Origin of the sequence: Rhodococcus sp. H-CA8f, from assembly GCF_002501585.1 — a bacterium.
Taxonomy (GTDB): Bacteria; Actinomycetota; Actinomycetes; order Mycobacteriales; family Mycobacteriaceae; genus Rhodococcus_F; species Rhodococcus_F erythropolis.
The window spans coordinates 4,775,434-4,799,773 of record NZ_CP023720.1 but is presented as its reverse complement, the minus strand read 5'-3'; the positions used below and the strand labels follow the sequence as shown (position 1 = coordinate 4,799,773).

The following is a 24,340-nucleotide window of genomic DNA, read 5'->3' as shown; positions in this document are numbered from 1 at the left end:
GTACTAGGAGAGGATGCGCGGTAGGGCAGGGTCGGAGTTGTCGATGACGCAGTCGGCTCGGGTCCAGGGTTTTGCAGCGGCGAAGTAAAGCCGTTGCCCGCCCACATATCTGTTCATCGAAGGATGATCTGGATCCGCGTTCGTTCCGTCGCGAAGGTTCATTCGCCGCGCGGTCTCCTCGAAGGGCACGTCGAGAAAGATCGAGTAGTCCCATCGGGAAGCAAGCTCGTCACGATGCAGGAACAGGCCTTCGACGAGGACGATCGCTCCATCGGCTGCATGCAGGTACGCGTCGCTGTCCCGCCGTTGTCGGTACTCGCGGGTTCCTCCCGGTGTCAGTGGGTCGAGAACATGGCGTTCGAGGGCGTCGTAGTCGTAGCTGTCGAGCCAGAAGCCTTCCGGCGATTGCCGACCTCTGCGATGACGAATCTCCGGCGGATTGAGGAAGTCGTCGACGTGAATGACGATGACGGGGCGTGCATTCAGCTGCGCTGTAAGGCTTTTAGCGAAGGTTGTCTTGCCGCTCCCATCGACACCGTCGATCGAGACGAGAGGCGAGCCGCGCAACGCGGATATTTCGGCGGCTAAGGTTTCGAAGACCGACGCAGTGCTCATCGATCAATTCCTACTGCACTCGCAGCGACACGAAGAGGCCCCGTGTCGTACAGGATTCGGTGTCCGTCTTCGAGAACACGTCGAGTGCCCGCGTCGAGCGGAACGTCCGCCCAGCTCTCGCTCGCGAAATTCAGCTCGACGAGGAGGCCGGACCGTAGGCGGAAGCGTCGTTCTCGAACTGGCCCCCAGTTTGCGGCTCTGATGAATCGCGCGTCGGGGCGGAGCCGCACGAACCAGTCTTCATTTGCGAGCGCGTTCGCGTCGTCGGCCAGGATCATCAGATCAAGATCACTCGCCATACGCTCCGCGCCGCGCGCGTAGGACCCGACCAGCGCTACAGCTTTGACGTCATCGTGCTCAGCGGCCCATCGTTCGACGTCGACGAGCAAAGCGTTGACCGCGCGCCTGCGTCCTTTCAATCGTGCTGACATACCGGCATCATTCCCCACCGTCACGGCTGTCCGTAGCTTCGCTGGTACCTCTATCCTGGAACTGTCAGTGATGAACCAGGGGAGGGATGCGTATGTCCAAGGAAGTATCGGCAGGTCTGGCTGTTGGTGCGATGGTCCTTGTTGCAGGCTTGATCTGGACTGGGCTTCCGCTCGACGCATATTCGGTTGTCGCCGTGATTTTTGCAATCTGCGGGGGATTCATCACCTGGATCTACCTGCGCGAGAACGTAGATGGCGTCCCACACACAGCGACGAAAGAAGGCAGTCGATGAAGGCAATCATCGTGTGTACCTCTGTCTCCCATGGCAATACGAAGCGTATCGCCGACGTCATCGGAGAAGTTCTCGATGCTCGCGTGGTCGAGCCCGGTGACATCGACGCCGCGCAGCTCGCCGACTACGACCTCGTGGGCTTCGGCTCCGGCATCTACCTACGCTCGTACCACGAAGACCTACGCTCGTTCATCGAGGCACTCCCCGAAGAACGGCGATCCAAGGCTTTTGTCTTCGCCACCAGTGGTTTTCCCGACAAGGGGATTCATCGCTTCTCGCGTCCACTGGTTCAGCTGCTCGAGCAGAAGGGCTTCGATGTGGTCGCAGCCTTCTCGTCCCGCGCGTGGGATACGTATTTTCCGTTCAAGCCGTTCGGAGGTATCCGGAAGGGGCGGCCGAACGCCGACGACTTGGAATCGGCGCGCACGTTCGCCGAAGTCCTACGCGGTAGCGTTCAGGACAGCTTGCCCGGCACCGGGTAGCTGCGCAGGCTCATCTCCAGCTCACCGGCGTCGGCAAGGTCGTTGATCGTCTGACGCAGAGCGCCACACGTCCGCTGAGCGTTGGCTCGACCGTTCTCACGCCCCAGCTCCGGGCACACCACTTGCGACTCTTCGAGCCATTGAACGCTGGTGTGCGCTTCGCTGTATTTCTCGACCAGAACGCGGTTTCCGCAGTTCCGACAGCTGACCTGACGCATCAGCGTGCAATCAGATCGGCCGGTGACCAGAACGCGCGCATGCTCGTGATCTTGGCGTCCGCGTCGAAAGTCATGACGTCGATCGGTTCGACCTCGTAGACCTGATCGCCCACCGGTGTGACGACGCGGAAGTGAAAGGCCGCGCTGGATCCGCTCACCCGCAAGGTGAGAAGCTCCGTCTCTTGCGAACCGCCCTCGAGAGCGCCGTAGAACTCGGTGATCGCCGCTTTGCCGACACGGGGTTCGCTGCCGACCGGGTCTTCGAGTGTCGCGTTCTCGGCGTAGAGGGCGGCGATGTCCGCTGACGATCCGCGAGCCACGGCGTCGAGGTAGGTGGTAACCGTCGCCGTGATCGCGGCCGTGGTGTCTGGTTCGAGAGTGGTCATCGAGTTAGTCCGATCAGTCGAGAAGTTCAGGGTCTGACAACTACTTCGGACGCTATCGGTGCCGTCTCGATTCGGCGTCGCAATCTCCCACGCAGCGGGACGGCCCGCAAGAAATTCAGGCGTCGAAGCGTCCGAAGCCGCCGCGGTAGAACAGAAGCGGACCATCGTGGCGCAGCACGTTCAGATCGGTGATTCGTGCGACGACGATGGTGTGATCACCGGCGTCGTGCTCCTGCTCGACGGTGGCCTCGATGCGAGCGAGTGCGCCGCTGAGCGCCGGAGCACCGTTGCCGGCCGCGTCCCACTCGACGCCGAGGAACTTGTCGGTCCCGCCGCGAGCGAACGCCGAACACATGTCCTGCTGATCGTGGGCGAGAACATTGATGCAGAGAGTTCCGGATTCGCGAAGCTTCGGCCAACTTGTCGACGTCTTCGCCGGGCAGAACGAAAGCAACGGGGGATCGAGCGATACCGAGACCAGAGACTGGCAGGTGAAGCCGAGGGGTGAATCTCCATCGTGAGCGGTGATGACGGTGACGCCAGTGCAGAAATTGCTCATCACGTTGCGAAGTGTGCGTCCGTCCAGAACTGGCGGCTCGGCGTTTTCCACGGTCATGTCGTCTCCTTGTTCAAATCTCTGTTCAAAACTCTGCAAACAGCTTCAGAAGCAACGATGTGTGGCGCCGCGGTCGTAATCCAGCGGCAGTCCCACTCAATGGCAGCAATGGCTTCTCGCCACGGGTTCGGACCGAGCGAGTGTCAGGTGGAGGGGTCTCGGGCAAATTTGATCCCGCTCAGCGGTCCGTTCGGATTCTACGAAACCAGCAAATCACCAGTGATTGTTAGACTTCGGGCATGTCCGAACCTGATGACGTGTCCCGAGGACTTCCCGCTACCAGCTGGGCAGTGCTCGGGATGCTGACGTTCGGGGAGGAACTGACCGGAAACGATTTGAAGAAGTGGGCCGACTGGAGTGTCGGCTTCTTCTACTGGAGCCCGTCCATCAGCCAGGTCTACGCAGAGCTGAAGAAGCTCGAAAGCATCGGATTCGTGGAGTCCCGGGTCGTCTCCGAGCCCGGGGTGCGGGGCAAGCGCCTCTACTCGATCACCCAATCAGGAACCGACGCCGTCCGGACGTGGTCACGGGAGGCGCCGGTGGAAGTCCCGGTGCTCAAGCACGGCGTCATGTTGCGTCTGTGGATGGGACACCTCAACGAACCCGAGCGACTGAAGGCACTGGTCGAAGCCCATATCGCCAACGTCGAAGAGCAAATTCGACGCGCGAAACTTCACGCAGATCATGCCGAGAACGAGCCGGCCTGGTCGTTCCCGGTCATGACACTGCGCTGGTCGGAACGGTACTTCCGAGCCGAGATCGACCTTGCTCGCGAACTACTCGAAGACATCGACCGTGCATCCGCCGAGTTCGCGAACGTCGCCGAGCACGACCGACTGGGATCGCCGTTGCCCTCGACGCCCGGCAGATGGAAGAACGTCGAGGAATACGTGTTGGCACTCGAGCAAGCCGGGCTCACCGGCAACGGCTCGAATATCTGAGTCAGGCCCCGGCTGCGGTCGGCATGTTGCGCAACAGGTGACGACGCTGCAACGTCGGAGTGACGCTCAGCGATCCGCCGTCGATGCCGCGCCAAATGGCAGCGGCCGCCATCCGAACCGGCGCTGCGCTGACGTGGTCGAGTCGGAGAGCCTTCGACGGCGCGCAGATGGATACCGCGGCAACAGCGCGGCCGATGGGGCCGATCGGTGCCGCAAGACAGCTGAATCCCGGTAGGCCGTTTCCGGTTTCGAATGCCACCCCTGATTCGCGAATCCTGGCGAGGTGGGGCAGTGCGTAGCCCGAGGACTTCGGCGAACCGAATGCAAGCAGTGCCTGACCGATCGCGGTGGTCTCGGCCCGGCGTCGACCACCCACACGCGTCGGCACCGCGGCAGCGAGGCGTCCGCCGATCTTCTCCATGTAGACCACATCGGGCCCGTCGAGGATGCCGAGGTGAACCACGAAGCCGGTAACGCGGTAGAGCTCGTGGAGGAGCGGCATGGCTGCAGCGTGGAGGCGGTCTTGATGAACCGCGAGCGATCCCAGTTCGACGAGGCGCATACCGAGTTCGTAGTCGCGGCCGTCGCGGCGCAGCCAACGCATCGAGACGAGACGTTCGAGCATGCGGTGGGCAGACGAGCGTGGCAGGCCCGTGCTCCGAACGACCTGAGCGAGCGTCAACCTGCCGGGACCGTCGAAGGCGTCGAGAACCAGCGAGACGCGATCGAGAATTGCTGTCGGGGCCGAATCGGCGCCTAAAGCATCCACAGCCTGCAGTGTCATCGTGTACCTCACTTCTCTTAGAGCTCCACAACCAGTGAACTGGCTATTTCAATTAGAAATAGTGTCATAGAGTTCCGGATTTGTGAAGTGGATCACCGGTCTGTTTTCGGGCGCGTCACGGTGGAAACGACGAAGGGGCTTGCGCGAATGCTCGCGCAAGCCCCTTCGTCGGTTCACTACCGGCGGGTACTACATCGTCACCGGCAGGTAGTACATCGTCGCCGGCAGGTATTACATAGCTGCCAGCGGTTCGCTTCCGGACCAGTCGTGGCCCCAGTAGCTGTCAGCGGTGATCTCCTCGGAGGAGTACGAGTCCTGATCCACCTTCGCGCCCTCGGTGCCGAACTCGATGTCCCAGCCGCCGGGTGCGCGGACGTAGAAGGAGATCATCTTGTCGTTGGTGTGGCGACCCAAGGTCGACGACACGGAGAATCCGTCCTTCATCACTCGGTCGAGAGCCTGGCCGACAGCGTCGAGGGTGTCGACCTCGACCATGATGTGAATCAGGCCGGGTGCGCCGCCGTGCGGTGCCGGGCACAGGGCCAAGCTGTGGTGACGCTCGTTGACGCCCATGAAACGGATTCGCAGCGGCCCGAATTCGGGCGGGGCCGGCAGGCGGAAGGCGCCGCGCGGGTAGAAGCCGAGCACCTCGGTGTAGAAGTCGAAGCTCGCAGCACTGTCCATCACCGGGAGCACGACGTGGCCGAGACCCTGTGCGCCGGTGACGAATCGAGCGCCGAAGGGCGTCACCACGGGGCTGTGGTCGAGGATCGCGCCGTGGAAGACCTCGATGGCTGCTCCACCGGGATCGGTGAAGGCGATGACCTCTTCGACCCGTCGAGCATCCGCTTCGGCGAGCGAAAGCTGCTCCACCTCGGTGCCGTTCTTTTCGAGGGACTCCTGAACGCGGCGCAGTGCGGCGTGATCGGCGACCTCCCAACCGATGTTGACGATCTCGTCGCGCTCACCCTCGACGACGACGATGCGAGCAGCACGCTCGTCGAGTCGTAGGTAGAGAGCGTTCTCGTCCGGCCCACTGCCCTTGGCGAATCCGAGAACATCGAAAGCGAAAGTGCGCCAACGTGCCATGTCGTTGGTCGAGATCTTGACGTAGCCAAGTCCCTTGATGTCAGTGTGTGTCATCGTGTTCTGTTCCTGTCGATTTCTTGTGTCGAAGTCTGATCAGATCATCGCCCGCAGCGGACCCTGCGGATCTGCGCCGAGACGGCTCAGCGAGGCGGCGTGGAATACGGTGCCCGGCACGTGAATTGCATGGTGCTGTCCCGCGTGAGCGTCGCGCCAGAATCGCTGAAGTGGCTTGTCCATCCGCAGTGCGTTGCCGCCGCAGCGCGGGTAGACCTGATCGATTGCATTGATTGCGCGCCAGGCGGCCTGCACCTGAGTCTGGCGTCCCTCGGCGCGCTGCTCGAAGGTCACTTCCTTGCCAGCGTCCACTCGATCCCACATGCGGTCGACGTTGGCCAGCAGGGTGTCGCGGGCCGCCCGGATGTCGGCAGTTGCCTGACCGATGGCGAACAAGGTGTAGGGGTCGTCCTTGACCGCCGTGCCCTGTGCGTTGATGCGATCGGCCTGGTACTCGTTGGCGTGGAAGAGCATTCCCTCGCAGATGCCGATGGTGGCGGCGGTGATACCGAGGGGGAACATGTTCGACCACGGCATCAGGTACAGCGTCTCGGTGCGACCGTACTTGCGCACCGCCGTTCCGTCGATGACCTCGTCGCAGTCCATGACGCGGTAATCGGGGACGTACGCATCCTTGACCACGAGGTCCTTGGAGCCGGTGCCGCGAAGTCCCATGACATCCCACGAGTCTTCGATGATCTCGTAGTCGGTGCGCGGAATGATCACATGGAGCATGCGCGGCGGCATCTCCATGTTGCCGTCCTTGTCGCACGCCATCGCACCGAGGAATGCCCAGTCGCAATGGTCGGTGCCGGAAGAGAACTGCCAGCGGCCGGAGAACTTGTAGCCGCCGTCGGTGGGGATACACATTCCGCCGGGCATGTACGGCGATGCCATCCAGGTGTCGGGATCTGATCCCCAGATCTCCTGCTGCACCTTGGGATCGGCGAACGCGAGCTGCCACGGGTGAACTCCGACGATCCCGTGTACCCAGCCGGCCGAGGGATTGAGCGAAGCCATGCGCATCACGGTCTCGGCGAACTCGCGAGGATGCGCCTCCATTCCGCCGTGTTCCTTGGGTTGGAGCATGCGGATGGAACCGATTGCCTTCATCTTCTTGGCGGTGTCGTCGGCCACCCGGCCGATCCGCTCGGCCTCGATGCCTTCGGCGAAGATGTCGTCGGCCATCGCGTTGATCTGTTCGAGCACTTCGTACGTCATGTTGTTCCTTGCGTTCAGTCAGGTTGTCTCAGCAGTATTTTCGACTGCGAATCAGGAGGTTGTCTCGAGCGCCTGGGCGTCACGTGCGGCAACGTTTTCGGCGACTTCCCGCTTCCAGCTCTCCACTGCGCGGGTAGTGTCGATCTCGAATTCGAAGCGCTTCGTCATGTCTTCCGTGACGTTCTCGACATCGGTGTAGAACTGGTTGTACCAGCGCCGCAACTGGTAAACCGGGCCGTCCTCCTCCGAGAGCAGCGGGTTGTCGATCGGGGCCTTGTTCTTCCAGATCTCCACGTCCTGAAGGAATCCCATCTCGACGCCCTCGGTGAACTGCGCGGCCATCGCGGCAGTGGACTCGTCGTCCATACCGGGAAGCTTCTTGACCATCGCGCCGTACTGCAACACGAAGGCATTGTTCGAAATGGGGTAGTGGCAGTTGATCAATACAGTTTCGATGATCTGCCCGTTGGCTTCGCTCTTGATCCAGTCGATCATGTACGACGGACCGAAATACGAAGCATCCGAACGAAGAACAGCGTTGGGATCGCCGTAGTTGGTGCCGCTGATGATGTCCTCACGTCCCACCGATTCCATGTACTGGCTCGCTACGTGACCTTCGAAGATGTTCTTGAAGTACTTGGGGAACGAGTAGTGAACGTAGAAGAAGTGGGCCATGTCCACGACGTTGTCCACGATCTCGCGGCAATGAGAGCCTTCGATGGTGAGCGTGTTCCAGCTCCAGTCGCTCCACTCATCGCTTCCGAAGCCCTCGATGTCGGGAATCGTGACCTCGGCGGGCGGGGGATTTCCCTGGGGATCGTGCCAGACGAACAGCTGACCGTTCTTCTCGAGTGTGGTCCACGCCCGTGTCTTGGCCAGCGGCGGAACGCGTCGTGCGTAGGGGATCGCCGTACATTTTCCGTTACCGCCCCAACGCCAGTCGTGGAACGGGCAGGCGATCGAATCGCCCTTGACGGTTCCGTGAGCGAGGTTGCCACCCATGTGGCGGCAGTAGGCGTCGAGAATCTTGATGTCGCCATTGCTGTCGGCGAAGACGACAAGGCTGGTGCCGAATGCCTCGATCTGGTGGGGCTGACCGTCGCGATAGGTATTGCTCAGTCCGAGGCAGTGCCATCCACGCGCGAACCGCGCCGGGGGCGCTGCCGCTTCGATTTCTCGAATTTCCTCGCCGGCGCCCGACTGCGTCGAGGCGTCCGTAGTGGTGAGTGGGCCGGTTCCGAGTGCCATGTCTTCCTCCGAGCCGCGTCTTGCGACGCTCCAGTGATGTGATCCGTCTCATACAACGACGAAGCGTCCTCTGGAGATACGGCAGTTCCCGCTGGATGGAACACCCGCTCGGTGACCTGCAGAGATTCAGCTCGCGAGTGTCGCCACATCGTCGATCGCGTAAGTCGCCCAGGCCCGAGCGGTGACGACCCCGGTGGGATCGGTGGCGACCAGAGCTACGTCGGCGACGCTCTCGTGGTCCTTCTCGTACGTAGCGAGCACCGTCACGGAGCAGTTCAGATCTGCTCCCGCGGAAGTTGCGGTGCAACGTCCGCGGAACCGTCGTAGCGACGCCGAGCCGTAACGACGAGCGGCGAAATCGGCAAGGGCAGCAACGGAATCGGTTCCGGTGCCCGCTGTCGGGGCTTCCCGGACGAAGACCTCGGCAACCAGATGCCCGGTCTGGTCGTGGTATTCGGTGATCCGCTCGAGAGTCGAGCCCAGCGGCCTCACGGATCCGGTGAGCAGCGCGCCCGGATCAGGGCGCCCGAAGAACACGACGTCCTGTTCGACGACGGACCCGTCGGGTGCCGAGCGCACGGTGCCGTACAGCGAGTCGAAATCCGAGAGGAGCGTGGTGGACGTACGGGGAGCAGATGCCGTGAAGTGGGCGGTACCGAGGTTGGTAGTCATGACACTCTCCGTTGGACGCGACCGAGACGCTGTCGTCTCGGTGGGTACATCGACGCTAACCACCGCTCTCGCGGGTGACGACGGGCTTCCCGCTGATCGGGAGCATTCTCGGATTCGATCGAAGAGGTGGAACCTGTTCCAGTTTTGTGCAATTCTGGATATCGTATCCGTGACCGGGAGCACATCTCGATGACTGCACGCGCCGAGCAGAAGGAAGACCAGATGACAGACGAGTTCGCTGACCTGCACCGACCGGTATACGGTCCGGACCTGCTCATCACCGCTCTGGAACGCAATCACGACAAGCCTGCGCTGTACCTCGGAGACGTGATCCTCACCGGAGGGCAGATGCGCGATCAGATCAGCTGCTTCGCCCAGGCTCTCGCGTCGTTGGGAATCACTCAGGGCACCAGCACCGCGATGCTGTCGAAGAACCGCCCCGAGGTGCTGATCAGCATGGGCGCGACCATGATCACCGGCTGCCGGGCGAGTGCCTTGAACCCGATGGGATCGCTCGACGACCACAAGTACATCGTCGACGACGCCGAGATCGAGACCCTCATCTTCGATCCCAACGCCTTCGAAGAGCGCGCCGCCGAGTTGAAGGCGTCGTCGCCTTCGCTGACCAACGTGCTCTCGATGGGCCCGTCCGAAGTGGGGATCGACATCCTTGCTCTGGCCGCGACATTCGAGCCTGCGCCGCTGAAGGCAGCGCACGTCGATGCCGAAGACGCCAGCAGCATGGTCTACACCGGTGGAACGACCGGCAAGCCCAAAGGTGTTGTGGGATCGTTCCGTTCGGGTGCAGCGCTCAATCAGATCCAGATGTCGGAGTGGCAGTGGCCCGAGGACAACCGCTTTCTCATCTGCACGCCACTCTCACATGCAGGCGCGGCGTTCTTCATCCCGACTTTGCTGCGCGGCGGCGCTCTGATCGTCCTGCCCGCCTTCGAACCGGGGGCCGTGCTCGAGGCGATCGAGAAGCACAAGATCACGGCAACCATGTTGGTGCCCACCATGATCTACATGCTCATGGACCACCCCGATCTGCCCAAGCGTGACGTATCGAGTCTGCAAACGCTGTTCTACGGAGCGTCCGCGATGTCCCCGGCCAGATTGCAAGAGGGCATCAAGAAGTTCGGGCAGATCTTCTTCCAGTTCTACGGTCAGACCGAGTGCGGCATGACAATCTCGGTGCTGCGCAAGGAAGAACACGTCGCCGACGATCCGGCCCGCCTCGCGACCTGTGGGCGGCCGGTGCCATGGCTCGACGTCCGGTTGCTCGACGACGACCTCAACGAGGTGCCGCAGGGAGAGCTCGGTGAGATCTGCGTGCGCGGCCCGCTGATCATGAAGGGCTACTGGAAGAAGCCGGCCGAAACCGCCGAGGCGTTCCGTGGGGGTTGGCTGCACACCGGAGACATCGCACGTAAGGACAAGGACGGGTTCATGTCCATCGTCGATCGCAAGAAGGACATGATCGTGACCGGTGGTTTCAACGTGTTCCCGCGCGAGATCGAAGACGTGATCTCGGCGCACCCGTCCGTCGCATCGGTGGCGGTAGTCGGTGTACCGGACGACAAGTGGGGCGAAGCCGTCAAGGCCTGCGTGGTGCTTCGTGCCGGACTGACCGTGGACACCGAGGAACTGGTCGACAAGGTGAAGGCAGCCAAGGGTTCGGTTCACGCTCCCAAGAGCATCGACTTCGTGGATTCACTCCCGTTGACACCGCTGGGCAAGCTGGACAAGAAGGCACTGCGCGCGCGGTACTGGGAGACCAGCGCCCGCGCAGTCTAGGAACCAGCGTCGTGTAGCGAAGGGTCAGCGTTTCCAGACGTAACGACGCTCCGGGCGGCCCACCACTCCGTATTTCAGCGAGGTGGTGGACCGCCCGGACTCGTAGAGGTACTCGAGGTAGCGCCTCGCGCTCGCGCGCGAGATACCGACTCTCTCGGAAATGTCTGTTGCCGAGGCGGGTTCGGTGTCGTCTCGCAGAGCTGTCTCGACCAACAGAAGAGTCTCGGGACTGAGTCCCTTGGGCAAACCTTTGTGGGACGACGCCCCGGGCGCGCCACCTGCCACACCGAAGGCCTCGTCCACTGCTGTCTGTTCTGCTTCGCCGGAGCTGTCGAGATTCGCGTATGTCGATCGGTAACGCTCGAGACGCTCACGGAGAACCTCGAACGTGAATGGCTTCATCAGGTAATGCACGACGCCGCTGCGCAGCGCCTTCTTGACCGAGCCGGCCTCGCGCTCACTCGTGATGACAAGAACATCCAGCTCCGGTGCCAGCTCGCGAAACGGGGCGATCAGATCGAGTCCGGTGGTGCCCGGCAGGTGGACGTCGAGAAGCACCAGGTCGGGTTGGAACTCACCGACTGCGGCCAGCGCGGCCTCGGCCGAATGGGCGACGCCACACACTTCGAAACCGTCTATCCGCGAGACGAATCCGCTGTGCACCTTCGCCACCATGAAGTCGTCGTCGACCACCAGTACCCGGATCATGCGCCCTCTCCGTCGTGTAGGACTGCGGTGAAGACAGTCCATTCGATGCCCTCTGTCGAACGACTGCTCACGGTGACGTCGCCACCGCGTCGACGACACGTCAGGCGTACCAGTGCCAAGCCGAAACCGTGTCCGTCGCTCGATTGTCCCTTGGTGCTCCAGCCCTGGCCGAAAACCCTGTCGCGATTCTCCGGCGCGATACCGGGGCCGGCGTCCTCGACCCGTACTTCGACGGCGGTGCCACGGCCCCGAATCGACAATCGAACCTTGCGGCGCGACGCTTCCGGCATCTCACCGACAGCGTCGACGGCATTGTCGACGAGGTTTCCGACCACCGTCACGAGGTCTCGGCCGAGTCGGCGATCAACCGAGTCCAGGTGCGTGTCCGAGGTCAGTTCCACGGTGACCAATCCCTGTGCAGCGGCACCTATCTTGGCGATCACGAGTGCGGCAGTGCCGACGTCGGCGATCTTGTCGGTCACGGCCGCACTGACCTGTGCGCGCTCCATGGTCAGGCCCTCGACGTAGCCGACCACCTCGTCGTACTCGCCGAGCTGGATGAGGCCGGAAATGGTGTGCAACTGATTGTCGAACTCGTGGATGTGGGCGCGTAGCGCGTCCGTGCTGGTTTTGGTCACGTCGAGTTCTTCTTCCACGGAGCGCAATTCGGTGCGGTCGCGGAAGGTGGTGACCGACCCGATGGTGCGGCCTTTCGATTCGATCAAGACGGTGTTGAGGACGAGTAGTCGATCTCCGACAAGAACCAACTGATCGGATTCGGTTGTGCCGGAGGTCAGTACACTCTGGAGTCGGTCGTCGAGACCGAGGTCCCGCACAGATCTACCGGCACTCCCGCGTGGGATGTCGAGGAGTTGGTGGGCACTGTCGCTCATCAGCACCACCTTTCCCTGCGCGTCGAATGCGATGACACCTTCCTTGAGGCCACGCAGCATCGCCTCACGTTGGCGAACCAGGTCCAGGATCTCGCGGGCCTCCATGCCGAGGGTCTGCCGTTTGACCCTGCGGGCCAACAGGATCGAACCGACGCCCCCGAGAAGCGAGGCCACCGCGAGGTATACCAGGAGGTTCGGTGCAGATTGCAGCAGTCGCGTCCAGATCGAGGGGTACTCGATGCCGACGATCGCGGTTCCGGTGATCCCTCCTTCACTGCCGAGAATCGGAACGTGCGCTTCCACTGCCTTGCCGGAGGACGTGTCGACCAAACCCGTCCATGACCGATCCTGTGTCTGACGTGCGTCGACGCCGACATCGCCGGGACGCGTCGAAATGACGACACTGCCGTCGGCGTCGGCAAGCGAGACGTAGGTGACGCCCGAGATGGCGCGTACCGAGTCGACCGAACCTTGTAGTCCGGAGCGGAGACGAGTCTGTGCCTGGGGGAGTAGTTCACGTACCGCTGGATTGGCTGCTAGTGATTCCGCTGCCGAGAGTGCGCGACGTCCCTCCTCGCGTTGGAAACTCGCAGACGACTGAGCGAGAGAGAGGGCGGTGACACACACGAGAACTGCGACGACGATCAGAAGTTGCAGTTCGAGAAGTTGGGTCGCCAGAGTGTGCCGGCGCCGAAACAGGCGCTCACGCAGAGGCGACTTGCGCTCTCGCTCGGCCTGCTCGTTTCCTGAGGACACCAGCCAGACCCTAGCCTTCGGTTCGATGCCGGGAAAGCAGTTGTTCGTGAGCACAATGAGCACAAATCAATTTGCTTTCCCAATGGTGACCCCAGTCACAAAGTGCGTCAGTATGAAACCTGTTCACACAGCGGTACCAGCAGACAGCCAGTAGACAGCCAGCAGACAAGGACAAGGCCATGAGGACATCGAAGCGACTGAGCAGGCATATCGCCCTGCTCGGTGCTTGCGCGATGGCTCTCGTGCTCTCGACCGGATGCACTCCGGTCGAGTCCTTCTTCGCCGGTGGTCGAGCGGGTGAGACTTCCGAAGAACTGCGTGTACTGGTGCCCTCGGTGGCCGGTGGTGGTTACGACCTGACCGCCCGGACCATGGTGCAGGCACTGGCCGACGAAGGGACCGTCGACGCCGACGTCGTAGTTCTGCCCGGATCGGGTGGCATCGTCGGACTCAACCGGTTGGCTCTCGAACGCGGAAATCCCGATCTACTCATGGTCATGGGACTCGGCGTTCTCGGTTCGCTCGAGATACTGCCGTCCGAGCACACCCTTTCCGACGTGACACCGATCGCGAGACTGGTCGAAGAACCGGAAGCTGTACTGGTGCCGGCAGATTCGCCGTACAAAACTCTGGCAGATCTGACGCAGGCCTGGGTGGCGGATCCGTCGTCGATCTCGATCGGTGGTGGTTCGAGTGAAGGCGGACCGGACGGGCTGTTCCGCCTTCTGTTCGCACGGGCGGTCGGCGTCGATCCGTCGCTGTCCCCTTACCGAATCTACGACGGCGGCGGAGAACTACTTCCGGCGCTGCTGACCAGGCAGGTCGACGTCGCCGCCACCGGTATCGGGGAGTACCTGGATCAGATTGCGGCAGGCACGGTTCGGGTCCTTGCGGTCAGTTCGCCGGAGCGCACTCCGGCGGTGGATGCACCGACCATGGCGGAGTCGGGCGTCGACGTCACGTTCACCAACTGGCGGGGTCTCATGGCGCCCCCCGGATTGACGGACGACCAGCGTCAGCATTTACAGAATTTAGTGCGGAATCTTGCGGCAAGTCCACGGTGGAACGAGCTGTCCGACCGAAATGGTTGGAACAGCGCAGTTCTCACCGAACCCGAGTTCTCTGCCTTCCTCGCCGAACAATCCCGGTTCGTCGACGCGACACTCGATCCGCCCGGAACCAACTGAGCACAACCGAAGTTTCGTTTCACCTCCACGAAGGTCACCGGCTCGATTTGCCGTGCCGTTTTTCTCGGCAACTCAGCACAAAAGGAGTTCATCATGCTCGTCACACTCGGCTTCCTCATGGTTGCGGTGTTCATGTTCCTGATCCTCACCAAACGCGCGACCCCGGTGGTGGGACTGACCCTGGTGCCGGTGGCCTTCGGACTACTCGCCGGAGCGGGCCTCGGCATCGGCGACATGATCACCGACGGCATCAAGTCGCTCGCACCCACCGCGGCGCTGTTGTTCTTCGCGATCATCTTCTTCGGAATCATGATCGACGTCGGCCTCTTCGATCCGCTGGTCAAACTCATCTTGCGGATGGTGCGAGACGATCCGATGCGGCTCGTGGTCGGCACCGCGGTGCTCGCGATGGTGGTTTCGCTGGACGGAGACGGTTCGACGACCTTCATCATCGTGACCTCCGCGCTGCTGCCGCTCTACCTCAAACTCGGTGTCAGTCCCGTTGTACTGACGGTGATCGCCGGCTTGTCCAACGCGACGATGAACATCATTCCGTGGGGTGGCCCGACCGTGCGGGCGGCTAGCGCGCTGGGACTCTCGCCCTCCGACGTGTTCGTCCCGATGGTGCCGTCGTTGATCGTCGGCCTGATCATGGTGCTCGGATTCGCGATTCACCTCGGGATCATGGAGCGTCGCAGGATCGGGACTTTGGTCCTGACTTCTGAGCGCATCCTCGAAAAGGTCGGAAACGGTGGAAGTTCCAGCACCGGTAGCGCCGGCACCGGCGGCTCGAACGACTCCGAAGACGACGGCGGCGACACCGGACGATTCATCGACGGCCTCGACCCCAAGCGGGACACCTTGCGACCGAAGCTGCTCTGGTTCAACGCCGCGCTGACGACGATCCTTCTCGTCGTGCTCGTGATGGACATCCTGCCCATCCCGGTGCTGTTCATGATTGCGTCGTCGATCGCTCTCGCGGTCAACTTCCCGGCGGTCAAGGATCAGGGCGAAGCAATCGCACGCCATTCGTCGAGCATCGTCTCCGTTGTCGCGATGGTGCTGGCAGCAGCGGTGCTGACCGGCGTTTTCCAGGGAACCGGCATGGTCGAGGCGATGGCAGAGTGGCTGCTCCAGGTCATTCCCGACGCGATGGGCCCGCATCTGGCCGTCATCACGGGCGTCCTGAGCATTCCGCTCACGTTTTTCATGACCAACGACGCGTTCTACTTCGGTGTGCTGCCGGTGCTGTCCGAGACGGCAGCCCAGTACGGCATCGAGCCGGTGGAGATGGCGCGCGCTTCGATCACCGGGCAGGCCGTGCACATGCAGAGTCCGCTGGTCCCGGCGATCCTGCTGCTGGTCACGCTCGCCGGTGTGTCCCTGGCGGATCACCACAAGAAGGTCCTGTGGCGAGCAGGCCTGATCTCGATCACGATGCTCGTGGTCGGTGTCGGATTGGGGCAGATCCCCTTCTGAGTGCGATCAGTTGTGGAAGGGGCACCGGCCTTGGTCGGTGCCCTTCTTCTTTTTAGTCACGAAGTTGGGCCGGATGTCGAGATCGGGCTCGTCGTACAGGCGGTGGAACGTCGGCGTGAGCGAGCTGGACATGGGCGGGTTCACCCATGACCAGTCGGTCGGGCACTTGCGCCCGGCCTTGTCCTCACGCGCGATATGATCGATGAATTGCTTTGCGACAGTGTGATGGTCGACCATGATGACGCCGGCCTTGCGGTAGCTGTGGATAACTGCGCGGTTCAGTTCGACCAGTGCACGGTCCTTCCAGAGCGTGCGGTCGTGGCTCATGTCGAGCTCCATCATCGCCCCGATGGTCGGCAACATGTTGTAGCGATCGGTGTCGCTGAAGTTGCGTGCACCGACCTCGGTGCTGACGTACCAACCGCTGAACGGTGTGCAGGGATAAACGATTCCGCCGATGTCGAGGTTCATGTCCGAGACCGCGGGAACGGCATGCCATTTAAGCCCCAGATCAGCGAACCAGCTGTATTCGGGATGCTCGATCTCGACCTCGAGAACGAGGTCGGTCGGGACGTCGAAGTACTGCAGGGGTTCGTCGGGAACCGAAATCAGCACGGGGAGAACGTCGAACGCCGTGCCGGCGCCCTTCCATCCCATCGCGGTGACCTGAGCGGTGAGATCGACGTGCCACGGGTCGCCCAGGATGGTGCCGTCCGGTTGCCGGTAGCCGGCGTAGCGGATCAGTTGCGGGCTGAGGATGCGGTACTCCTGGCCGTCCTCGCGGGGAAGCGGCCCGACCGTCACGACGGACTGCAGAGCGCCGCCGTTGGTCGACAGTCGCAGGTGCTCCCAGCACGCTTCTGCGAGAGCGGAAGCCGTGACGGCATCGCGCGCGTCGATGAGTTTGAGGGTCCGCCAATGCGCGCGACCGACGCACCTGGCGTGGTTTCGCCAGGCGAGTTTGGCGCCGACGAGCAATTCCTCCGCTGTGTGCGTGTAGGTACCGGTCCGGTGGAGCTCACGCAAGGCCTCGCGCCGCCGAGACGTCGGGAGGTGGCCCAGTTCCGGAGAGTCGAAAAATTCGACGCACTCGAGTTCCCGACGTTGAAGCTCGGTCAGCGTCGGGGTGGTGGAGGCGATCTGGGACGTAAGCCCGCTATCGGTGGGCAATTCGTCCTGTCGAACAAAATCCACGGCACGACTCCTGTTTGGCTGGTTGAGATTTCGCTGAACGTTAGCTCGGCGATTGAGAGTGTCGAAGCTCTTGTTTATCTTGCACGCAAGAATAAGAAAGGGACGGTCACACCGCGAAATGGGGTCGCATTGTGACACTTGTCCAGAATGATTTACGAGTCAGACATTTGTGACATAAGCTGCAGACGAAATTCCGCGGCGGGTCTTGCCGCGTCTAGTCGGGACGAGGATGAGCGTGGATTCGCAAGCAATCTCTCTGGTCCGGTCGAGCTTCAAATCCGTCGCTGCGGTAGAAGATGGTCCGGAACGGCTCGCCCGTACCTTCTATTCGATCCTGTTCGCTCGATCGCCCGAAACGCGGGAGTTCTTTCCGGCGGCGATGGATGTGCAGCGGGACCGGCTTGTCGGCGCTATCGCTCACGTCGTCGAACGCCTCGACGAGTCCGACGCGATACTCGAGTACCTCGCGCAGCTCGGCCGCGATCACCGCAAGTACGGCGTCACCGACGAGCATTACACGGCAGTCGGCAATGCCCTGATCGAAGCACTCGAGACTTTCGGTGGCGCCGAAATGTGGACAGACGAGGTCGACAGCGCATGGCGCAACGCGCTCGCGATCATCTCGGCAGCGATGATGGACGCCGCCAACGCGGAGGACGGCCCGCCCGCCTGGAGTGCCACCGTCATCGAATGCCGCCCGGTCATCAAGGGCGTCGCCGTCGTCAGGCTGCAACTCGACCAGACTATGCAATACCGCGCCGGTCAGTACGTCAGCGTGCAGGTCGCCGCGAGGCCGCGGATGTGGCGCTACCTCTCACCGGCCACGCCGTACGACGGGACTGGAGTCCTCGAGTTCCACGTTCGTCAGGTCACCGGCGGGTGGGTCAGCCCGGTCATGGTGAACCAAACCGCTGTCGGTGACACCTGGGTGGTCGGTTCGCCCATCGGCGCCCTGGGGATTCCGGAGAACTCCAAGGACCTTTTGATGATCGCGTCGGGAACAGGTGTCGCGCCTCTTCGCGCTCAGATCCTCGAACTGATCCGACGCGGCAACACTCGCAAGGTCCAACTGTTCTACTCCGGACAGCATCCGTGCGATCTCTACGACCTTCCTCATCTGTGGAAGCTGGCCGAGAAGCACCCGTGGCTCACGATCATCCCGGTCTCGGAAGAAGACGAGAATCCGTGGTGGCACACCGAACCGGAACCGCTGCCGCCGATCGGCATGGCAAGGCGCATCGTCGGCAAGGTCGGTAAGGTCGTGACCTCGTTCGGGGACTGGGCGGGCTACGACATCCAGGTCGTCGGCAGTGAATCCATGGTCAACAGCACCAAATTCAGGCTTCGCGCGGTGGGCATCGACGTCGACACCGTTCGCAATGATCCGACGTACTGACCGTCAGTACGGATCGAACTGAATGACCTCGGCCGGCGTTCCGGCCTCGATCAATCGATCACGCGTCGATCGAACCATGGCCGCTGATCCGCACACCAAGACCTGATGTTCGGTGAATGCACCGTACGACGCGACGACGTCGGCGAGCGTGCCTTCGATGAGATGATCGTCGCCGAATCCGATGTCGACGTTCAAACGGTCGAACCACCCGTCGGGCGGGCCGCCGTCGGAGAGATCTTCGACGACGGGAATGGGCTGCAACCACGGAAACTGATCGGCGAGCAGCCACAACATGTCCGCTGCGTAAAGATCGCGAAGCGTTCGGCCACCGAAGAAGAGGTACACCTGCGGCGGGTTCGGGGTCTGAGCCAGATCGAGAATGATCGACCGGAGTGGGGCCAAGCCGGTTCCGCCCGCGACCATGATGACGGTGGGGCCGTTCTCGTCGACGGACAGGTTGCCGCGCGGGTCGAGGATCTGCCAGACGTCACCAGGCTGGGTGTTCTTGACTATCGAACCGCTGACCCAACCGCCGGGAACCGTCTTGACGTGAAACTCCAACTTCCCGTCGTGTGAGGGAGGCAGTGCGGGGGAGAGTCGACGGAGCAACCGCGAATTCTGCGGGACGCTGACGTCGACGTACTGGCCGGGTCGGAACGGGACGACGTCGCCGACAAGACGAACAACCGCCAGATCCTCACGGAGACGGTGATGTTCGACGACTGTGCTCGACCAGGTTCGCTGGGCCATGAAAGTTCTCCTGTAGTCAGTAGAGCGGGTCGTGCCGGATCTGGTCGAGCGGAGTTCCGCCGGCACGCAAGGCGTAGACGGTGGTCTTGATCATCGACGGTGACCCCGAGATCTGCACCTGACGGTCGGCCCACGAGCCGAACTGCGAGACCACTTTTCCGATCGGTCCGATCAGTCGGCTGTGCATTCCGAAGGGTGGCTCCAGCACCGGTCCGTTGTGCCACCAAGGGTTTTCGGGTTCTTCGGAAACCGGTACGACGGTCAACCACGGATTACTGAGCGAGATGTGCCAGAGCGTTTCGAGGTCGTAGAGGTCGCACGGATACCGGCCGCCGACGAACAGGTGCACGCGCGGATTGTGCGCACGTTGGGACATTTCCATCACCTGTGCCCGCAGTGGGGCGATGCCGGTGCCGGATCCGATCATGAGAACGTCACGGTCGCTGGTGAAGTCGACCTCGAGACCGCCGAGGGGAGTGGACATGACCCAGCGGTCACCGACGTTGGTCTCGCTGACGATCGCGGGGCTGACCCATCCTCCCGACACCTTGCGGATGTGGAACTCGAGCTGACCGAAAGGGTTGGTCGGAATCGCCGGTGAGTAGTACCGCCACATTTTCGGGCGCTGGGGAATCTGAACGCCGACGTACTGTCCCGCCCCGTACGGAATGGGTGGGTCGGCTTCGAGGCGCACTATCGCCAGATCGTCGAGGACTCGTTCGTGGCTGACCACGGTTGCGCCCCAGAGTGCCGGGGTCGTATCGGACTCGGCGCCGTCGGCCATCGTGCTCACGACGAGGTCGGTGAACTGAGACCAGGCGTCCTCCAGTTCCGGCGTCCACTTGTAGCGACTGTGCGCGCTGGTTCCGTACATCGACCGAACTGCGCGCTCGAGTGCAACACCGGCAGCCTCGTAGTGCTCACGCTCGACGCCGTAGCGGCGATGATCGCGGCCGAGTTGGGTGAGGAACTTCCGGATCCGACGATGCTGGGGAAGGTTCTTGACGACGAACTCGATCGCTCTGAAGAAACGGTGCCCCTGCGATTCCATCCCGGCCGGGAACAATGAGCGGTACAGAGGATGTTCCGCGAAGAGGCCGGTGTAGAACACTGCCGAGAAGTGCGCACGGCTCTCTTCGTCGTCGGTCAGAGAATCGAGGCTGGATTGCAGACGGGCGATCACTGTCGGATCCAATCCATCCCCCTTTCGCACCAGCTGCAACTCTCGCCACAATTCTAGTACGGCTCAAAATGTGACCTACGAAACCAACTCGGCCTGGCGAAAACAAACTTGAGCGGAATAGACTCAAGTTTGTCCGCGTTGAGCATATTGACACAGTCGCAATACCAACCGGTCGCGGCTCTTCCCGTTCGACTTCGCCAGAAAGGTGACAAGTGGACTCGTTCACACCAACAACCAAGACCCAGGCTGCGATGACGGCTGCACTGCAGTCGGCGTCGTCGGCGGGTAATCCCGATATCCGGCCTGCCCATCTGCTGGTCGCATTGCTCGACCAGACCGACGGCATCGCTGCCCCACTACTCAAAGCTGTAGGCGTCGACCCCACGGTCGTACACCGTGAAGCACAGGCAATCGTCGATCGCCTGCCCAAGACAACCGGCGCAAGCTCCACCCCGCAACTCGGGCGTGAGGCACTCGCGGCACTCACTGCTGCTCAGCACCTCGCCACCGAGATGGACGACGAGTACGTCTCCACCGAGCACGTCCTCTACGGACTGGCCGGCGGCGACTCCGACGTCGCGCAGTTGCTCGTACGTCATGGCGCTACCCAGGACGCATTGCGTGAAGCCTTCACCACCGTCCGCGGCAGCGCTCGCGTCACCAGTCCGGAGCCCGAAGGCACCTACCAAGCGCTGGAAAAGTACTCCACCGACCTCACCGAAGCTGCACGTAGCGGCAAGCTCGACCCGGTGATCGGTCGCGACACCGAGATTCGCCGTGTCGTGCAGGTGCTCTCGCGTCGTACCAAGAACAACCCGGTACTCATCGGTGAGCCCGGCGTCGGCAAGACCGCGATCGTGGAGGGCCTTGCCCAACGCATCGTCGCGGGTGACGTCCCGGAATCGCTTCGAGGCAAGACCGTCGTGTCCCTGGACCTCGGGTCCATGGTCGCCGGTGCCAAGTTCCGCGGTGAATTCGAGGAACGCCTCAAGGCAGTTCTCGACGACATCAAGAACAGTGCCGGACAGGTCATCACCTTCATCGACGAGTTGCACACCATCGTCGGCGCCGGAGCCACCGGTGAATCCGCGATGGACGCAGGCAACATGATCAAGCCGATGCTCGCCCGCGGTGAACTGCGGCTGGTCGGTGCCACCACGCTCGAGGAGTACCGCAAGTACATCGAGAAGGATGCAGCACTCGAGCGTCGTTTCCAGCAGGTGCTCGTCGGTGAGCCCTCGGTCGAGGACACCATCGGCATCCTGCGCGGTCTCAAGGAGCGCTACGAGGTTCACCACGGCGTACGCATCACCGACTCCGCGTTGGTGGCTGCTGCCGCGCTGTCGGACCGGTACATCACCTCGCGGTTCCTGCCGGACAAGGCCATCGACCTCGTGGACGAAGCCGCATCGCGACTTCGTATGGAGATCGACTCGCGACCCGTCGAGATCGACGAGGTGGAACGCACTGTTCGCCGACTCGAAATCGAAGAAGTGGCACTCGAGAAGGAGACAGACGACGCGTCCAAGGCTCGGCTCGAGAAGCTGCGTCAGGAACTCGCAGACGATCGCGAAAAGCTCAATCAGCTCAGCACCCGCTGGCAGAACGAAAAGCAGGCCATCGACTCGGTGCGCGTGCTGAAGGAACAGCTCGAAACCCTGCGAGGAGAGTCCGAACGCGCTGAGCGTGACGGCGATCTGGGCAAGGCAGCCGAGTTGCGCTACGGCCGCATCCCGGCGCTGGAGAAGGAACTGGAAGAGGCAGCAGTCGCTTCCGGAGCCGCCTCCGACGGTGACGTGATGCTCAAGGAAGAGGTCGGGCCGGACGACGTCGCAGACGTGGTCGCAGCCTGGACCGGCATTCCGGCCGGCCGGATGATGGAAGGCGAGACCGAGAAACTGCTCCGCATGGAGTCCGAACTCGGCAAGCGCGTCGTCGGCCAGACCGACGCCGTCGTCGCCGTCTCGGATGCGGTTCGCCGCGCCCGAGCAGGTGTCGCCGACCCCAATCGGCCCACCGGTTCCTTCCTGTTCCTCGGCCCGACCGGCGTCGGTAAGACGGAGCTCGCCAAAGCCTTGGCGGACTTCCTCTTCGACGACGAGCGCGCGATGATCCGTATCGACATGAGCGAATACGGTGAGAAGCACTCGGTGGCCCGACTCGTCGGTGCCCCTCCGGGCTACGTCGGCTACGAAGCCGGCGGCCAGCTCACCGAAGCAGTTCGGCGACGCCCGTACTCGGTGGTCCTCTTCGACGAGGTCGAGAAGGCACACCCCGACGTGTTCGACGTCCTGCTTGCAGTGCTCGACGAAGGCCGTCTCACCGACGGTCAAGGCCGCACGGTGGACTTCCGCAACACCATCCTGATCCTGACCTCCAACCTGGGATCCGGTGGCACGCGGGAGCAGGTCATGGACGCGGTACGCCACGCGTTCAAGCCCGAGTTCATCAACCGTCTCGACGACGTGGTCGTCTTCGACTCGCTCTCCGAAGAGCAGTTGGAGCACATCGTGGACATCCAGCTCGAGCAGCTGCAGAAGCGTCTGGCTGCGCGTCGTCTCACCCTCGAGGTGAACGGTGCTGCCCGGATGTGGCTCGCGGTGCGCGGCTACGACCCGCTGTACGGCGCTCGGCCTCTGCGTCGACTCGTTCAGCAGTCGATCGGCGACCAGCTCGCCAAGCTGCTCCTGGCCGGCAAGGTCCAGGACGGCGACACCGTGCACGTCGGTGTCAGTGAGGACGCGGATCAGTTGGTTCTGTCCTGATTCGGTAAGTGGAATGCCCCGCCGATCCAAGTGGATCGGCGGGGCATTCGCATTTTGTTCTACCCTGGATGGCTGGATGCTCGAACTGGGGATGTCTGCACCCGCGCCTCTCCGAACGACTTCGACGCTCTTTCGTCCCAACCGAAGGTGAGCCAGGCATGACCGATCAGAACGATCCGCGTAACTCGGGTGGGCCGCGCCGTGAGGATCCCGAGGCCACCGAGGTGTGGGGGCGTACGCCCGACCAGCCGACAGAGCAGTACGGGACGGTGTCCGGCCAGAATCCGAACCAGCCGACGGAGTACTTCGGTCAGCAGCCGGGGGCGGGGCAGTATCCGGGGGCACAGCAGTATCCCTACGGTGGCCCGGATCAGAACACGGAGTACTTGGGGCAGCAGGGGCAGCAGCCGAATCCCACGCAGGCCTTCCCCGCCTACAACCCGCAGTTCGATCCGCAGGCCCCGCCGCCGGGTGCGACGCAGGCATATCCGCCGTACACGGCCCAGCAGTACGGGAACCCGGATCAGTACGGGAATACACAGCAGTACGGAAATACACAGCAGTATCCGGTTGCCGGTGGTGGCGGGGGAGTTCCGCCGGAACAGCCGTTCATCGAAGACGGGTCGTCGGGCGGCGGCAAGAAGCGCAAGCTCGCGACGTGGGTGGCTGCCGGCGTGGTCGGGATCCTGGTCGCCGTGATCGCGATCGTCGCGTTCTCGGCGTTCGGTTCGAACGACAAGGGAACCCAGACCGCTTTCGTTCCGCCGACCACTACGACGCAGGCGCCGACCACCACACCGCCGAAGGCGAGCACCACGGCACCGACTCCGACGACGGATTCCCCGCTCAGCCAGCTCCCGGGCGGGCTCGGCGAAGTCATCGGCGACGCCGGGGGAGCCGTCGGCACCGTCAAGTCGAACGACGGCGGCACGTTGGTCATCGATTCGATCGGTGGATCGCAGGTGACGGTTCTGACCACAGCCGACACCACCCTCATCGCGCTCAACCGCGCCACGATCGCCGATCTGCAACCAGGAGACAACATCGTCGTCGACGGAACTCCGGTGGAGAACGGCACGATGACCGCCAACACGATTCTGAGTACGTCGTTGCCGAAGTTCGGCAACTGAGTCGTTCACGACACATCAGGCGAGTCCACCAGGGTGTCGCGGGAGGTTGAGG

At 62.6% G+C, this 24,340-nt stretch carries 24 protein-coding genes; 9 read left to right on the top strand and 15 right to left on the bottom strand.

The features are described from left to right. Positions 1-3: 3 nt before the first annotated feature. Positions 4-615 carry a uridine kinase gene (locus CPI83_RS22335; RefSeq protein WP_046378131.1) on the bottom strand — a complete coding sequence of 204 codons (612 nt, stop codon included), beginning with the start codon at positions 613-615 and terminating at the stop codon, positions 4-6. Next, complete coding sequence (locus CPI83_RS22330) at positions 612-1,046, bottom strand: nucleotidyltransferase domain-containing protein (RefSeq protein ID WP_046379814.1); 435 nt, start codon at positions 1,044-1,046, stop codon at positions 612-614. Before CPI83_RS22330 ends, CPI83_RS22335 begins: the two co-directional genes overlap by 4 nt. A 92-nt stretch (positions 1,047-1,138) precedes the next feature. Here CPI83_RS22330 and CPI83_RS22325 point away from each other — a divergent pair, with 92 nt between their 5' ends. Further along, on the top strand, positions 1,139-1,339 hold the full coding sequence (locus tag CPI83_RS22325) for a hypothetical protein (RefSeq protein WP_020968788.1): 201 nt from the start codon (positions 1,139-1,141) through the stop codon (positions 1,337-1,339). Continuing rightward, positions 1,336-1,821 carry a flavodoxin family protein gene (locus CPI83_RS22320; RefSeq protein ID WP_020906614.1) on the top strand — a complete coding sequence of 162 codons (486 nt, stop codon included), beginning with the start codon at positions 1,336-1,338 and terminating at the stop codon, positions 1,819-1,821. Before CPI83_RS22325 ends, CPI83_RS22320 begins: the two co-directional genes overlap by 4 nt. Here the strand turns inward: CPI83_RS22320 and CPI83_RS22315 are convergent. From CPI83_RS22315 to CPI83_RS22305, 3 genes are all read right to left on the bottom strand, one after another. Then, positions 1,794-2,039: a hypothetical protein gene (locus CPI83_RS22315; protein ID WP_020906615.1), complete on the bottom strand. Its 246-nt coding sequence runs from the start codon at positions 2,037-2,039 to the stop codon at positions 1,794-1,796. The two genes, CPI83_RS22320 and CPI83_RS22315, sit on opposite strands and share 28 nt — an antisense overlap. After that, entirely contained in the window at positions 2,039-2,425 is a 387-nt protein-coding gene (locus CPI83_RS22310; protein ID WP_020906616.1) for a nuclear transport factor 2 family protein, read from the bottom strand. The genes CPI83_RS22315 and CPI83_RS22310 overlap by 1 nt, the downstream gene beginning before the upstream one ends. Before the next feature lie 115 nt (positions 2,426-2,540). Continuing rightward, positions 2,541-3,041, bottom strand: coding sequence for a flavin reductase family protein (locus tag CPI83_RS22305; protein WP_020906617.1), 501 nt, complete (start codon positions 3,039-3,041; stop codon positions 2,541-2,543). Positions 3,042-3,280: 239 nt separating this feature from the next. Between CPI83_RS22305 and CPI83_RS22300 the strand changes: the two genes are divergently transcribed. Continuing rightward, positions 3,281-3,982, top strand: a complete 702-nt coding sequence (locus CPI83_RS22300; RefSeq protein ID WP_020968789.1) for a PadR family transcriptional regulator — start codon at positions 3,281-3,283, stop codon at positions 3,980-3,982. Position 3,983: 1 nt separating this feature from the next. On the opposite strand, the gene CPI83_RS22295 is transcribed toward CPI83_RS22300, so the two are convergent. The 5 genes from CPI83_RS22295 to CPI83_RS22275 form a co-directional block, all read right to left on the bottom strand. After that, positions 3,984-4,766 (bottom strand): IclR family transcriptional regulator, encoded by a 783-nt coding sequence (locus CPI83_RS22295; RefSeq protein ID WP_020968790.1) that lies wholly within the window; start codon positions 4,764-4,766, stop codon positions 3,984-3,986. 231 nt (positions 4,767-4,997) lie between these two features. Further along, positions 4,998-5,909 (bottom strand): biphenyl-2,3-diol 1,2-dioxygenase, encoded by a 912-nt coding sequence (gene bphC / locus CPI83_RS22290; protein WP_020968791.1) that lies wholly within the window; start codon positions 5,907-5,909, stop codon positions 4,998-5,000. Between the two features lie 39 nt (positions 5,910-5,948). Beyond that, positions 5,949-7,130, bottom strand: coding sequence for an acyl-CoA dehydrogenase family protein (locus CPI83_RS22285; RefSeq protein WP_019749417.1), 1,182 nt, complete (start codon positions 7,128-7,130; stop codon positions 5,949-5,951). 51 nt (positions 7,131-7,181) lie between these two features. Further along, a complete protein-coding gene (locus CPI83_RS22280; RefSeq protein WP_097387721.1) occupies positions 7,182-8,378 on the bottom strand; it encodes a Rieske 2Fe-2S domain-containing protein in 1,197 nt (398 codons plus the stop codon). A 126-nt stretch (positions 8,379-8,504) separates the two neighbouring features. After that, on the bottom strand, positions 8,505-9,050 hold the full coding sequence (locus CPI83_RS22275) for a hypothetical protein (RefSeq protein ID WP_020968793.1): 546 nt from the start codon (positions 9,048-9,050) through the stop codon (positions 8,505-8,507). A 222-nt stretch (positions 9,051-9,272) separates the two neighbouring features. On the opposite strand from CPI83_RS22275, the gene CPI83_RS22270 reads away from it, so the two are divergent. Further along, positions 9,273-10,847 (top strand): AMP-binding protein, encoded by a 1,575-nt coding sequence (locus tag CPI83_RS22270; RefSeq protein WP_080910223.1) that lies wholly within the window; start codon positions 9,273-9,275, stop codon positions 10,845-10,847. A gap of 24 nt (positions 10,848-10,871) precedes the next feature. On the opposite strand, the gene CPI83_RS22265 is transcribed toward CPI83_RS22270, so the two are convergent. Continuing rightward, positions 10,872-11,555, bottom strand: a complete 684-nt coding sequence (locus CPI83_RS22265; RefSeq protein WP_020906624.1) for a response regulator — start codon at positions 11,553-11,555, stop codon at positions 10,872-10,874. Continuing rightward, positions 11,552-13,204, bottom strand: coding sequence for a sensor histidine kinase (locus tag CPI83_RS22260; RefSeq protein ID WP_230091105.1), 1,653 nt, complete (start codon positions 13,202-13,204; stop codon positions 11,552-11,554). Before CPI83_RS22260 ends, CPI83_RS22265 begins: the two co-directional genes overlap by 4 nt. 179 nt (positions 13,205-13,383) lie before the next feature. On the opposite strand from CPI83_RS22260, the gene CPI83_RS22255 reads away from it, so the two are divergent. Beyond that, a complete protein-coding gene (locus tag CPI83_RS22255) occupies positions 13,384-14,391 on the top strand; it encodes a tripartite tricarboxylate transporter substrate-binding protein (RefSeq protein ID WP_232816782.1) in 1,008 nt (335 codons plus the stop codon). A 93-nt stretch (positions 14,392-14,484) separates the two neighbouring features. Beyond that, positions 14,485-15,870 (top strand): citrate:proton symporter, encoded by a 1,386-nt coding sequence (locus CPI83_RS22250; protein WP_003944372.1) that lies wholly within the window; start codon positions 14,485-14,487, stop codon positions 15,868-15,870. Between the two features lie 6 nt (positions 15,871-15,876). Here the strand turns inward: CPI83_RS22250 and CPI83_RS22245 are convergent, their stop codons facing one another. Continuing rightward, a complete protein-coding gene (locus CPI83_RS22245) occupies positions 15,877-17,064 on the bottom strand; it encodes a nitric oxide synthase oxygenase (RefSeq protein ID WP_020906627.1) in 1,188 nt (395 codons plus the stop codon). A gap of 235 nt (positions 17,065-17,299) precedes the next feature. Between CPI83_RS22245 and CPI83_RS22240 the strand changes: the two genes are divergently transcribed. Continuing rightward, positions 17,300-18,460 carry a globin domain-containing protein gene (locus tag CPI83_RS22240; RefSeq protein WP_029254742.1) on the top strand — a complete coding sequence of 387 codons (1,161 nt, stop codon included), beginning with the start codon at positions 17,300-17,302 and terminating at the stop codon, positions 18,458-18,460. A 3-nt stretch (positions 18,461-18,463) separates the two neighbouring features. Here the strand turns inward: CPI83_RS22240 and CPI83_RS22235 are convergent, their stop codons facing one another. After that, positions 18,464-19,210 (bottom strand): FAD-binding oxidoreductase, encoded by a 747-nt coding sequence (locus tag CPI83_RS22235; RefSeq protein WP_030535968.1) that lies wholly within the window; start codon positions 19,208-19,210, stop codon positions 18,464-18,466. A 16-nt stretch (positions 19,211-19,226) separates the two neighbouring features. Further along, on the bottom strand, positions 19,227-20,423 hold the full coding sequence (locus CPI83_RS22230; protein ID WP_046379818.1) for an FAD-binding oxidoreductase: 1,197 nt from the start codon (positions 20,421-20,423) through the stop codon (positions 19,227-19,229). Between the two features lie 182 nt (positions 20,424-20,605). On the opposite strand from CPI83_RS22230, the gene clpB reads away from it, so the two are divergent. Both clpB and CPI83_RS22220 read left to right on the top strand, forming a co-directional pair. Beyond that, positions 20,606-23,158: an ATP-dependent chaperone ClpB gene (gene clpB, locus CPI83_RS22225; protein WP_020906630.1), complete on the top strand. Its 2,553-nt coding sequence runs from the start codon at positions 20,606-20,608 to the stop codon at positions 23,156-23,158. 158 nt (positions 23,159-23,316) lie between these two features. Continuing rightward, entirely contained in the window at positions 23,317-24,288 is a 972-nt protein-coding gene (locus CPI83_RS22220) for a hypothetical protein (protein WP_060939127.1), read from the top strand. The last annotated feature ends 52 nt before the right edge of the window (positions 24,289-24,340 follow it).

Coding starts and splice junctions, on each gene's coding strand:
- CPI83_RS22335 (WP_046378131.1), bottom strand. CDS start 615: ATGAGCACTGCGTCGGTCTTCGAAACCTTAGCCGCCGAAATATCCGCG.
- CPI83_RS22330 (WP_046379814.1), bottom strand. CDS start 1,046: ATGTCAGCACGATTGAAAGGACGCAGGCGCGCGGTCAACGCTTTGCTC.
- CPI83_RS22325 (WP_020968788.1), top strand. CDS start 1,139: ATGTCCAAGGAAGTATCGGCAGGTCTGGCTGTTGGTGCGATGGTCCTT.
- CPI83_RS22320 (WP_020906614.1), top strand. CDS start 1,336: ATGAAGGCAATCATCGTGTGTACCTCTGTCTCCCATGGCAATACGAAG.
- CPI83_RS22315 (WP_020906615.1), bottom strand. CDS start 2,039: ATGCGTCAGGTCAGCTGTCGGAACTGCGGAAACCGCGTTCTGGTCGAG.
- CPI83_RS22310 (WP_020906616.1), bottom strand. CDS start 2,425: ATGACCACTCTCGAACCAGACACCACGGCCGCGATCACGGCGACGGTT.
- CPI83_RS22305 (WP_020906617.1), bottom strand. CDS start 3,041: ATGACCGTGGAAAACGCCGAGCCGCCAGTTCTGGACGGACGCACACTT.
- CPI83_RS22300 (WP_020968789.1), top strand. CDS start 3,281: ATGTCCGAACCTGATGACGTGTCCCGAGGACTTCCCGCTACCAGCTGG.
- CPI83_RS22295 (WP_020968790.1), bottom strand. CDS start 4,766: ATGACACTGCAGGCTGTGGATGCTTTAGGCGCCGATTCGGCCCCGACA.
- bphC (WP_020968791.1), bottom strand. CDS start 5,909: ATGACACACACTGACATCAAGGGACTTGGCTACGTCAAGATCTCGACC.
- CPI83_RS22285 (WP_019749417.1), bottom strand. CDS start 7,130: ATGACGTACGAAGTGCTCGAACAGATCAACGCGATGGCCGACGACATC.
- CPI83_RS22280 (WP_097387721.1), bottom strand. CDS start 8,378: ATGGCACTCGGAACCGGCCCACTCACCACTACGGACGCCTCGACGCAG.
- CPI83_RS22275 (WP_020968793.1), bottom strand. CDS start 9,050: ATGACTACCAACCTCGGTACCGCCCACTTCACGGCATCTGCTCCCCGT.
- CPI83_RS22270 (WP_080910223.1), top strand. CDS start 9,273: ATGACAGACGAGTTCGCTGACCTGCACCGACCGGTATACGGTCCGGAC.
- CPI83_RS22265 (WP_020906624.1), bottom strand. CDS start 11,555: ATGATCCGGGTACTGGTGGTCGACGACGACTTCATGGTGGCGAAGGTG.
- CPI83_RS22255 (WP_232816782.1), top strand. CDS start 13,384: ATGAGGACATCGAAGCGACTGAGCAGGCATATCGCCCTGCTCGGTGCT.
- CPI83_RS22250 (WP_003944372.1), top strand. CDS start 14,485: ATGCTCGTCACACTCGGCTTCCTCATGGTTGCGGTGTTCATGTTCCTG.
- CPI83_RS22235 (WP_030535968.1), bottom strand. CDS start 19,210: ATGGCCCAGCGAACCTGGTCGAGCACAGTCGTCGAACATCACCGTCTC.
- CPI83_RS22220 (WP_060939127.1), top strand. CDS start 23,317: ATGACCGATCAGAACGATCCGCGTAACTCGGGTGGGCCGCGCCGTGAG.